At 53.9% G+C, this 11,699-nt stretch carries 8 protein-coding genes; 7 read left to right on the forward strand and 1 reads right to left on the reverse strand.

Annotation, left to right across the window (positions count from 1 at the left end; translation table 11 throughout):
* Nucleotides 1-31: 31 nt before the first annotated feature.
* Nucleotides 32-1,618, forward strand: a complete 1,587-nt coding sequence (locus ACP3PW_RS14645) for a LysM peptidoglycan-binding domain-containing protein (protein WP_426417479.1) — start codon at nt 32-34, stop codon at nt 1,616-1,618.
* Between the two features lie 20 nt (nt 1,619-1,638).
* Here the strand turns inward: ACP3PW_RS14645 and ACP3PW_RS14650 are convergent, their stop codons facing one another.
* Nucleotides 1,639-3,003, reverse strand: a complete 1,365-nt coding sequence (locus ACP3PW_RS14650; RefSeq protein ID WP_426417480.1) for an HDOD domain-containing protein — start codon at nt 3,001-3,003, stop codon at nt 1,639-1,641.
* Between the two features lie 240 nt (nt 3,004-3,243).
* Between ACP3PW_RS14650 and ACP3PW_RS14655 the strand changes: the two genes are divergently transcribed.
* The 6 genes from ACP3PW_RS14655 to fabI all read left to right on the forward strand — a co-directional run bounded on the left by ACP3PW_RS14655 (nt 3,244) and on the right by fabI (nt 11,670).
* Nucleotides 3,244-5,106: an extracellular solute-binding protein gene (locus ACP3PW_RS14655; RefSeq protein ID WP_426417481.1), complete on the forward strand. Its 1,863-nt coding sequence runs from the start codon at nt 3,244-3,246 to the stop codon at nt 5,104-5,106.
* Nucleotides 5,107-5,113: 7 nt separating this feature from the next.
* The gene (locus ACP3PW_RS14660; RefSeq protein ID WP_426417482.1) at nt 5,114-6,985 is read left to right on the forward strand and encodes an extracellular solute-binding protein; all 1,872 of its coding nucleotides are present in this window, start codon (nt 5,114-5,116) and stop codon (nt 6,983-6,985) included.
* A 9-nt stretch (nt 6,986-6,994) separates the two neighbouring features.
* Nucleotides 6,995-8,071, forward strand: a complete 1,077-nt coding sequence (locus ACP3PW_RS14665) for a microcin C ABC transporter permease YejB (protein ID WP_426417483.1) — start codon at nt 6,995-6,997, stop codon at nt 8,069-8,071.
* Nucleotides 8,072-8,074: 3 nt separating this feature from the next.
* Entirely contained in the window at nt 8,075-9,106 is a 1,032-nt protein-coding gene (locus ACP3PW_RS14670; protein WP_426417484.1) for an ABC transporter permease, read from the forward strand.
* The gene (locus ACP3PW_RS14675; protein WP_426417485.1) at nt 9,103-10,692 is read left to right on the forward strand and encodes an ABC transporter ATP-binding protein; all 1,590 of its coding nucleotides are present in this window, start codon (nt 9,103-9,105) and stop codon (nt 10,690-10,692) included. Before ACP3PW_RS14670 ends, ACP3PW_RS14675 begins: the two co-directional genes overlap by 4 nt.
* A gap of 171 nt (nt 10,693-10,863) precedes the next feature.
* A complete protein-coding gene (gene fabI, locus ACP3PW_RS14680; protein ID WP_426417486.1) occupies nt 10,864-11,670 on the forward strand; it encodes an enoyl-ACP reductase FabI in 807 nt (268 codons plus the stop codon).
* Nucleotides 11,671-11,699: the final 29 nt, after the last annotated feature.

Raw genomic sequence — 11,699 nt, forward strand, 5'->3', positions numbered from 1 at the left:
CCGCCTCACCCTACTACCATTTGGCCTAGCCTTGGCATCCAGCCTTCTGCTGGGTTGCCAGCAGTACGTCGTCTCGCCGCCCGCCAGCGAACCTGCAGAACTGTCAACCGCCCCACAAACCCCACTGGATAGTGACGAGTTCTCCTTCACCGTAACGGGTGCAGAAACGATTGACCCCATGCAAGCCGCAGACATCGAGCCCCAACCTGTCGAAGCTCCTGTCATCGACCTGTGGCAACGCACGCGGGATGGGTTTCAGCTGAACCTTGATCAGGACAACCCTCGCATCAAAGCCCAGTTGCGCTGGTATGCCACCCACCAGGCGTACCTGGACCGTGTTGCCGCTCGTGCCAGCCGCTATATGTTTTATATCGTTGAAGAGCTGGAAAAGCGCGACATGCCAGCAGAGCTTGCCCTCTTGCCCGTAGTCGAGAGTGCGTTTGACCCCTTCGCATACTCTCATGGTCGCGCCTCCGGGATCTGGCAGTTTATCCCCTCTACTGGACGCCATTTTGGCCTTAAACAAAACTGGTGGTACGACGGACGCAGGGATATTGTGGCATCAACCGACGCCGCCCTTACCTATTTACAACAGCTTCACAAGCGGTTTGGAGACTGGGAACTCGCCCTTGCGGCGTACAACTCGGGTGGCGGCACGGTGGCCAAAGCGGTGCGCCGCAACCGATCTGCAGGCAAGGCAGTGGACTTCTGGTCGCTCAAGCTGCCGCGGGAAACTCGTGCTTACGTCCCCAAACTCATCGCCCTTAGCCAGTTGATCAAGGATCCAGCCCAATATCAGGTCAACCTGACTCCCATTGCCAATCAACCCTACTTCGACATTGTAACCATCGATGGCCAGATAGACCTGGCGCAGGCAGCCCGCATGGCCCAACTGGAGATGAAAGAACTCTATCAGCTCAACCCTGCCTTCAACCAATGGGCTACGGATCCCGAGGGGCCCCATAGGCTCCTGATTCCTGTCGACCAGTCCGCCGCCTTCGCCGAACAGCTCGCACAAATCGCACCGGAGCACCGGGTACAGTGGAAGCGCTATAAGGTAGCCGATGGCGATTCATTGATTCGCATCGCCGGAAAACACAACACCACGGTGGCACTGATAAAAGAGGTTAACCAGGTGCGCGGCTCAATGATTCGTGCAGGGCAAACCCTGTTGATTCCACAACCCTCAGCCAATATGAAAACCTATAGCCTGAGCGCTCACCAACGGACACTAAGCCGCCAACAACGGGCCGTTAGCGGTAAACAAAAATCCACCTATACTGTTCAGTCCGGTGACAGCTTCTGGACTATTTCACGCCGTCACAAAGTATCAGTGCGCGAGCTGGCGAGCTGGAACAATATGGCGCCAGGAGACCCCCTGAAAGTTGGCAAAACACTGGTCATTTGGGGGTCAAAATCGACCTCAGCCCAAAGCAGCAACCCAGGAGTCATTCGCAAAGTCTCCTACCGGGTGCGCAATGGTGACTCCCTGTCCACCATTGCAAGCCGCTTTCGTGTAGGTGTCAGCCAGATTAAACGCTGGAACACCCTCGATGCAAAATACCTGCAGCCCGGGCAGAGGTTAACGCTGTATGTCGACGTCACCAAAAGGAACTAGCAGCCAGGCAGGTACAACGATTAGATCGCTAACGCTCGATTGGATCGCCGCAGTACCTCTTGAAAACTCTGGTATTGGATAGGCTCGAGCCCCATGTTACTCACACGGTTATCGGCGTAGACCACGCCAATCACCCTGCGGGCCGTGTAAAGAACGCCGCAAAAACACTGCTTTCCTCCGGTCACCGCCTTGGCCTGCTCGGAGTTGTAGAGGTCGCGTAAGCCGACGCTACCGGGAATACCTAGCCACAAGGTCTCGCGGTAGCGCATGACATAGTCGAACAGATCATCGATACGCTTAAGAGTGGCCGGTAGCTCTTCGGCATTATCTGCCAATTGACTAAAATGAAGCATCAGGGGCTGCTGTTCGCGCAGTTGCAAAAACACACCGACCCGTTCGATCCCGGCACCTTGATGAAGAGCCGCCAACAGGGCCTCGGCCAGCTTGTTCAGGTCGACGGTATGCTCCTGCATTGCAGTAAGACGATCGAGCTGCTCCTTGAACATCTCCTGATCCATCTCCCGCACAGGCGCGCAGCGCTCCTGTAATTTCTCTCGTATACTCTGGTTATCGGGTACGGGTATCAGCTCGACCAATTTATCTACGCCAAAGCTGCCCACAACATGCATGGCTTCTTCTGCGTTTTTTAACACCATATCCTCAATCTCTTGCGGCTCCGCCTTGGTGAAAACCGAGATCTCAGCGAGTAACTTCGCAAGCACAGGGTTATCCCACCCCTCCATCGCCGCTCGGCTTACCTTATTACCAAGAATGACACAGCGTCCAAGTCCTCCCACGCGAGCGGCGGGTGCGAAACTTTGGTTTAGGAGCTCGCTCAGCCCCCAGCTTTTAGCCAGGCCTTCGGTGAGTTCCGAAAAACTTACGCCTAGCTCTTTTGTAATAATATCCTCAGCACCCTCGGTTTGATGGATTAACTGACTATAAAGCTTGATGCTCACCCGATCCTTCAGCGCCCAAAAACAGAGCTCTCCGAGGTTATAGAGCAGTGCGGCGATGAACACTTCTTCCTGCTTGCGGCTATTCACATGGGTGGAAATATTCTTCGCTTGTACGGCCGCATGAAAAGAGAGCGCGAGGCAGTAATAAAGACGATCCGGGGGATTCTCTCCCATCAGCTGCTCGATCACCATCACCGATACACAGAGCATCTTCACGGCTTTGAGCCCCAACAGGACTATGGCGCGGCTGACTGTGTTGATGGGTGTTTTACTGGGATTGTAATAGACGGTATTCGCGGCTTTGAGCAAACTGGCTGTTAACGATGCGTCCTTCATAATGACATCGGCCATCTGTTGGATCGTCGCTAAATCCTGATGATCTGTCAGGGACTCGAACTCGTGCAACACCGAAGAGATCGCCGGCATTTTCAGCTCCTCGAACCGCTGCAGCCAGTAGCTCCGCCCCTTTCCATTTTCCGCCAAAGCGTTGCCCACCCTAGTCTTGACAACGCATCTGCGCCGCTGTCCTTGCGCATCCCGAACCAAACACGGGGAACTTCCCCCGGCGCGGCTCGATAACAAACTGAATTGATTATAAATACTTTATCGCGATGCTGCTTCCTGTTACGGTAATTCTTTCATATTCCCAACGGAAAACCTGTCGCTTTGCTGCCGCACCGAGCCTATGTATGCCTGCGTACCCTGTTACTGCTTGCATCTCTGTTTCCCGCCCTTGCCCTGCCCTCCGCGACAACGCTAAGCCACGGCCTTTCCCTTTACGGTCCCCCCAAATACCCCGCAGGCTTTGACCATCTGGAGTATGTTAACCCTGACGCCCCCAAGGGAGGCGCAGTCCGCTACATGGCGACAGGTACCTTCGACACCCTCAACCCCTACACGTTAAAAGGGTTAAGTCCCGTCAACACCCCTGGTTTTTTCCTTTACGCCGTATCGGAGAGCAATGAAACCCTGATGATGGGTACCGATAGCATGAACCGTTCCGGTGACGAACCACTCACCGCGTACGGTTTAATCGCCGAACAGATCGAGTATCCAGATGATTTCAGCTGGGTAAGCTTCCATCTTCGCCCGCAGGCCCGCTTTCATGACGGCAGCCCTGTGTTGGCCACCGATGTGAAATTCTCCTTCGAGACCCTTGTCAGTCAAGGGCATCCGCGCTTCCGTGCAATCTACAGAAATGTGGGCTCGGTCGAGGTCACCGGTCCGTTAAGCGTGCGCTTTGAGCTGCTGGGAGACAACCGACGGCGGCTGGCAATCAGCCTGGGTGAACTACCCGTCCTTGCACAGGCCTACTGGCAGGACCGAGACTTCTCCGCCACCACGATGGAACCGCCACTGGGCAGCGGCCCCTATCGAATTGCCGAGGTTGACCCCGGACGCTCAATCACCTTTGAGCGCGTAAAGAACTATTGGGGAGCTGAATTAGGCGTCAATCGCGGTCGCCACAATTTTGATCGGGTCCGCTTTGACTTTTATCGGGATCTCACGGTTGCCTTCGAAGCGTTCAAAGCCCAACAATACGACATTCACCTGGAGTACATATCCAAGAACTGGGCCACGGGATACGACTTTATCCAGCGCTCACCCGGTGCGGTAATCAAGCGCGAAATCCCCCATGGTAATCCCGCCAACGCTCAGGGGTTTGTCTTCAACACCCGCCTCCCACTGTTTGCGGATCGCCGTGTGCGCGAGGCGCTCACCCTGATGTTCGATTTCGAGTGGATCAACCACTCCCTCTTCCACAACGCCTACCGTCGCAGCAACTCCTACTTTGCCAACAGCGATCTGGCCAGCAGTGGTGCCCCGTCGACCGCAGAAAAGGAGCTATTGATCCCTTTTCAAGACCTTGACCCGCGTATTCATAGTGAGCCATTTAGCTTGCCCGTCACCCGAGGAGACGGCAATCAGCGTCAACAGATGCGAAAAGCACTGCGACTATTGAAAGAGGCCGGGTGGTCGCTGGAGAGCGGCACTTTACGCCACACTGACAGCAAACGGCCGTTTCGGTTTGAAGCGTTTATCCGCCAGCAATCAATGAGCAGGGTACTGGTGCCCTACCAGCAAAGCCTGAAAAAGATCGGAATTGAACTGGAGATTCGTCTGGTTGACAGTGCCCAGTACAAAAACCGCATGGATAACTTCGACTTCGAAATGACCACCATCGTGCTGGGCCAATCGTTGGCACCAGGGAATGAACTGCGCCAATACTTCCATTCCGCCAATGCCAGCATCGCAGGAAGCCAAAACTACGCCGGCATCGAAAATCCGGCGGTAGACGCTATGGTCGACAAGATAATTGCTGCTGACAGCCGCCAGGAGGTAGAGCTAGCTACACGGGTCCTCGACCGTATTCTTTTATGGCAGTTCTACATGGTCCCGAACTGGTATATTGCTTATCATCGTGTAGCCTACTGGAACCGCTTTGGTAATCCGCAGTCTACCTCCCCATACGATCTGGGCCTGAGCACCTGGTGGATCAAGCCCCAAGCCGCTATCGACAAGGAATAAATCTGCAATGAAACCCACCATCATTTTTCATTCACTATTTGCTTACTTGCTCTTGGTTGTCGCCTTCGCAACCCACGCGACTGAAAATACCGACGTGCAGATCAGCCATGGAATAGCGATGCATGGGGCGCCAAAATACAACGAAGACTTTACCCATTTTGATTACGCCAATCCCGATGCCCCCAAAGGCGGTACACTTCGGCTTGCGGTCATCAGTAGCGGAGGGTTTGACAGCCTTAACCCCTTTATCGTCAAGGGAATATCGGCCGCCGGCATGGGCTATCTCGGCACCAGCTATCTCTACGAATCCCTCACCTCACGATCCCAGGATGAGGCCTTTACCGAATACGGCCGCATCGCTGAGCGCATCGAATGGCCACAAGATCGCTCCTGGGTCACCTTTCATCTGAATCCCAAGGCCCGCTTTCACGACGGTAAAGCCATCACCTCCAGCGATGTTGCTTTCACATTTGACCTGCTGACCACTCAAGGCCACCCGCTCTACCGAACCTACTACAAGAATGTAAAACAGGTCACCGTCATCGATGAGCGATCCATTCGTTTTGACTTTGAAGCGGGAGACAACCGCGAGTTGGTACTGATTGTCGGTCAGATGCCCATTCTTCCAAAACACTATTGGGAGGGGCGAGACTTTAACAAGACAGGAATGGAAATGCCTCTTGGCAGCGGTCCATACCGGATCGAATCGGTCGATGCCGGACGCTCCATTAGCTACCAGCGCGTGGAGGACTATTGGGGCGCAGATTTACCAATTAATCGAGGTCACTACAACTTTGATGAAATCCGTTTCGATTACTACCGCGACGATACCGTCGCCATTGAGGCTCTTCGCGCCGGCGAGTACGACTACCGGGAAGAGAACAGCGCACGCAACTGGGCAACACTCTACAGCGGAAAGCGTTTCGATCAGGGATTAATGGTTAAAGAGGCGATCCCGAACAGCAACCCAACAGGGATGCAGGGGTTTGTTTATAATACGCGACGTGACCTGTTTACAGACGCTCGTGTACGCGAAGCTCTCGCCTACGCTTTTGATTTCGAATGGACCAATAAAAACCTTTTTTACGGTGCATACACGCGAACTGAAAGTTACTTTTCAAACTCCGAGATGGCATCTAGCGGTTTACCCAGCGAACGAGAAATGGCTCTGCTCACGCGCTACAAAGATCAGTTACCTCCGAGAGTTTTTACGGAAACCTATCACCCTCCCAAGACCTCCGGTGATGGCAATATTCGGCGCAACCTTGGAAAAGCAATGCGCTTGCTCAAAGAAGCTGGTTGGGAAATCCGCAACAAACGGCTGACCAATATCAGCAGCGGGAAACACTTTGATTTCGAAATATTGCTGGCCAGTCCCGCTTTTGAGCGCATTGCACTACCCTTCAAAAAAAACCTGCAGCGCCTTGGCATAAACATGGACGTACGCATGGTCGACACCCAGCAGTACATTCAACGGGTACGTAGCTTCGATTTCGATATGATCGTCGGGGGGTTCGGTCAGTCCAGTTCTCCTGGCAATGAACAGCGTGATTTCTGGCACTCCAGCCAGGCCGACCTGCAGGGCAGCCGAAATCAGATCGGCATCAAAAACCCGGTTATAGATTCCCTTATTGATAACCTGATTAGTGCTCATAGTCGTGAAGAACTGATAACCGCAACCCGTGCGCTGGACAGAGTTTTACTGTGGAACTTTTATGTTATTCCAAACTGGCACATAACCAGTGACCGGGTAGCGTACTGGAATAAGTTCGGAAGGCCCGCCGCCTTACCCAAATACGGAGTCTCCCTCGACACATGGTGGATGGATCCAGACAAAACCACCCGTATCTATAATGCCCAAGCAACTCCGGATAGCTAAGCACCTATTATGTTTGCCTATATTATTCGTCGACTGTTACTGATCATTCCCACACTGTTCGGCATCATGCTGATCAATTTTATTATTATCCAGGCCGCCCCGGGTGGTCCGGTCGAACAGATGCTGGCAAAGTTACAGGGCATGGAGACCGGTATATCCAGCCGCATGGGAGCCGGTAGCGAGGTCAGCAGCAGCGCTGACGGAGGCTACCGTGGTGCCCAGGGGCTGGACCCGCAACTGGTCGAAGATATTAAAAAACTGTACGGATTTGATAAACCTGCCCACGAGCGGTTTTGGCTGATGCTTAAAAGTTATCTGGTGCTGGATTTTGGTGACAGCTTCTACCGTGATGAGTCAGTCACCGGACTGATCGCGGAAAAATTACCGGTATCCATATCCCTTGGCCTGTGGACAACCCTGCTTGTGTATCTGATATCGATCCCTCTGGGGATCAAAAAAGCGGTGCGCCACGGAACCCCGTTTGACGTTGCAACCAGCACCCTGATTATCATCGGCTATGCAATCCCCGGATTTCTTTTTGCCATCTTGCTTATCGTTTACTTCGCCGGCGGGAGTTATCTCGACTGGTTTCCCCTAAGGGGACTGACCTCTCCCGATTTTGACCAAATGGGACCAGTCTCCCAAGTCCTGGACTATCTCTGGCATATGGTTCTTCCAGTAACAGCAATGGTCATAGGAGGCTTCGCCACTCTCACCATGCTGACCAAAAACTCGTTTCTTGATGAGATCCATAAACAGTATGTACTGACTGCCCGCGCCAAAGGCCTTGGCGAACGGCAGGTTCTCTATGGGCATGTTTTTCGCAATGCCATGCTATTGATTATTGCCGGATTGCCCGCGGCGCTCATAGGAATTTTCTTCACCAGTTCGCTGCTGATTGAAGTTATATTTTCATTGGATGGACTCGGACTACTCGGTTTTGAATCGGCTCTGAACCGCGACTATCCGGTGGTATTTGGCACGCTGTTTATCTTTACCCTGATTGGTTTGTTGCTCAAGCTCGTTGGCGATATTACCTATACCCTGGTCGATCCGAGGATCGACTTTGATAGCCGGGAGGGTTAAGTCATGCCTCTGACACTAAGCCCGATCAATCGCCGGCGCTGGCAAATTTTCGTATCCAATAAACGTGGATACGTCTCACTTTGGCTGTTCGGGCTGCTTTTCTTCACCACTCTGGGTGCAGAGTTCATCGCCAACGATAAACCCCTTATGGTGAGCTACAGCAATCAGTGGTTTTTCCCTGTACTCAAAGCCTACCCCGAGACGCGTTTCGGCGGTGAATTTGAGACAGAAGCCGACTATCGCGACGAGTACGTCGCGAAGCTTATTAATGCCAAAGGCTGGATGTTATGGCCACCAATCCCTTTTAGTTACGACACCATAATTTATAACTTGCCAACGCCTGCGCCAGCCCCACCCAGCCTCGATAACTGGCTAGGGAGTGACGACCAGGCTCGGGACGTTCTGGCTCGGGTTATCTACGGTTTTCGAATATCGGTGCTCTTCGCTCTTGCTTTAACCCTCAGCAGCTCAGTTATTGGCGTCGCCGTGGGGGCGATTCAAGGCTACTACGGAGGAAAAATCGATCTTATTGGGCAGCGCCTGATCGAGGTATTCTCCGGCTTACCCGTGCTCTACCTGCTTATTATCCTATCGAGCTTCATCTCACCCAATTTTTGGTGGCTACTTGGCATTATGCTGTTATTTAGCTGGATGCAGCTGGTTGACCTGGTTCGGGCGGAATTTTTTCGCGCCCGTAACTTTGAATATGTGCGGGCGGCAAGGGCTCTGGGGCTCGGCAATAGCGGGATCATATTTCGCCACATACTGCCCAATGCGATGGTCGCAACCCTTACCTTTATGCCGTTTATTCTTACCGCCGCGATAACGACCCTGACCTCCCTCGATTTTCTTGGTTTCGGCTTACCCGTCGGCTCCCCCTCACTGGGCGAACTGGTAGCGCAGGGGAAAAACAATCTGGGCGCTCCCTGGCTAGGAATCTCCGCCTTTGTCACCCTATCCCTGATGCTGACCCTGCTGGTTTTTATCGGTGAAGCCGCCCGCGATGCATTTGATCCAAGGAAGCAGATTGCATGAGTACTCCCCTTCTTCAGGTGAATAAACTCGCGGTCAGCTTCCGCAGTGGCGACGAGTCGGTGATGGCGGTCGATGAGATCAGTTTCTCCCTCAACCGGGGTGAGACCCTTGCGTTGGTAGGAGAAAGCGGTTCAGGGAAATCAGTCACGGCCCACTCCATACTGCAACTTTTACCCTACCCGACCGCCCAGCACCCACGAGGCAGTATCTTACTCGATGGTGAGGAACTGGTTGGTGCCAACGAGCCCACCATGCAGCGAATTCGCGGCTGCCGAATTAGCATTATCTTCCAGGAGCCGATGACCTCCCTGAACCCCCTGCACAGCATCTCCCGGCAGATAGGCGAAGTCATTAACCTGCACCGCGGTGGAGATAAGGCATCGATCCAGCGTCGCACCCTGGAACTACTCCAGCTTGTCGGTATCCAGCAGGCCGAGAAACGCTTGCAGGCATACCCCCATGAACTTTCGGGGGGCCAGCGCCAGCGGGTGATGATCGCTATGGCCCTGGCTAACGAACCGGACCTGTTGATTGCCGACGAGCCCACAACGGCTCTCGATGTTACCGTTCAACAACAGATCCTCGATCTCCTGCAAGAGCTCCAAAGCAAGCTTGGAATGGCGATATTACTCATTACCCACGATCTGCACATCGTACGTCGTATCGCAGACCGGGTCTGTGTGATGCATCAGGGGCGCTGCGTCGAGCAAGCCGACACCGATACTCTATTCGAAACACCAAAAGAGACCTATACCCGACAGCTCATTGGATCAATACCCTCGGGAGAGGCGCTAGCGCTGACAGGTCCCCCTACACCACTGCTCAATGCCAGGGACGTGCGCGTTTGGTTCCCGATAAAAAAGGGGGTACTGCAACGTACGGTGGACCATGTAAAAGCGGTCGACGGCATCTCTTTCGACCTGTCCGCAGGAGAAACCCTGGGGATTGTCGGCGAAAGCGGCTCGGGGAAATCAACCCTGGGGTTTGCTATTTTGAAACTGGTCGATAGCCGTGGCGATATCCTGTTTGACCAACACCCCATCCATTCGCTGAACCAAAAAGCATTCAGACCCCTGCGCAAAGCGATGCAGATCGTTTTCCAGGACCCTTTTGGCAGCCTCAATCCGCGTATGTCGATCCGGCAAGTGATCAGCGAAGGTCTCAGTATTCATGGAGTATCACCTTCTGACCAGGCGCAGCAAGTCAATGATGCACTACTCGATGTAGGGCTCGACCCCGAAATAGCCCACCGCTATCCCCATGAGTTTTCCGGGGGGCAACGCCAGCGCGTCGCCATAGCCCGGGCGCTCGTGTTGCGCCCGCGTCTGATCATTCTGGATGAGCCGACATCTGCACTGGATAGAACGGTACAGATACAGGTCCTCGAGCTGCTCAAGGCACTGCAGAAAAAACATGGTATCGCCTACGTCTTTATCAGCCACGATCTGGCGGTGGTTAAATCCATAAGCCACAGGGTATTGGTCATGCAAGGCGGCAAAGCGGTGGAATATGGCACTGCCCAGCAGGTGTTCAACGCACCCTCGCAGCCCTACACCCGCGAACTGCTGGACGCAGCCCTCGGGTAGGGGCTACTTTCTGATAACGCGGGGCTAAATAGCCCCCTCATCAACACCCTGCGCCGCTCACTTACACAAATACAAACAACCGCCTATCGAACTATACAGACCCTTTCTCTATACTCAGACAGTTCAATTACACTATTCGTACAGCACTCGTTTACTACAAAGGAAAACGTCATGGGATTTCTCGCCGGAAAGCGCGTCCTGATTGTCGGGGTCGCCAGCAAATTATCTATCGCCTCGGGCATTGCAGCCGCCATGCATCGTGAGGGCGCAGAGCTGGCCTTCACCTACCAGAATGACAAACTCAAAGGCCGTGTCATCGGCTTTGCTGAAAGCTGGGGCTCCTCCGAGGAGCTCTGCTTCCCTTGCGACGTTGCCAATGATGAAGATATCGTTAACGTATTCGCAGAACTTGGCAAGAAGTGGGATGGTCTTGACTGCATCGTGCACTCCGTTGGATTTGCACCGGGTGACCAACTCGCTGGCGACTTTGTCGATGTCACCAGCCGGGAAGGCTTTCGCATCGCCCACGACATCAGCGCATACAGCTTTGTCGCCCTGGCTCGCGAAGGACGTCAGTTGATGGATGGCCGTAACGGTTCGCTCCTGACCCTGAGCTATCTCGGCGCCGAGCGCACCATGCCTAACTACAACGTAATGGGATTAGCCAAGGCGAGTCTTGAGTCCAGCGTCCGCTACATGGCTCGCAGCCTCGGCCCAGAAGGGATTCGAGTCAATGCCATAAGCGCCGGTCCCATTCGCACACTCGCCGCTTCAGGCATTGCCAGCTTCCGCAAGATGCTGACCTATAATGCGGCGCAAACCCCACTCAAGCGCAACGTCACCATTGACGAAGTTGGTAACGTTGCCGCCTTCCTTTGTTCCGATCTTGCCAGTGGCGTCAGCGGCGAAATCACCTATGTTGACGGTGGATTCAACACAACCGCAATGGGCTCCCTCGAAGAACCCGCTAGCGAGTAAGCATTACCCCGGCGCTCATTTGGCGCGCA

The organism is Aestuariirhabdus sp. LZHN29, assembly GCF_049985285.1.
Lineage (GTDB): Bacteria > Pseudomonadota > Gammaproteobacteria > Pseudomonadales > Aestuariirhabdaceae > Aestuariirhabdus.

Bases quoted from the DNA above. Each gene is read 5' to 3' on its own strand.
- ACP3PW_RS14650 (WP_426417480.1), bottom strand. From the start codon at position 3,003: ATGCCGGCGATCTCTTCGGTGTTGCACGAGTTCGAGTCCCTGACAGAT.
- ACP3PW_RS14660 (WP_426417482.1), top strand. From the start codon at position 5,114: ATGAAACCCACCATCATTTTTCATTCACTATTTGCTTACTTGCTCTTG.
- ACP3PW_RS14665 (WP_426417483.1), top strand. From the start codon at position 6,995: ATGTTTGCCTATATTATTCGTCGACTGTTACTGATCATTCCCACACTG.
- ACP3PW_RS14670 (WP_426417484.1), top strand. From the start codon at position 8,075: ATGCCTCTGACACTAAGCCCGATCAATCGCCGGCGCTGGCAAATTTTC.
- ACP3PW_RS14675 (WP_426417485.1), top strand. From the start codon at position 9,103: ATGAGTACTCCCCTTCTTCAGGTGAATAAACTCGCGGTCAGCTTCCGC.
- fabI (WP_426417486.1), top strand. From the start codon at position 10,864: ATGGGATTTCTCGCCGGAAAGCGCGTCCTGATTGTCGGGGTCGCCAGC.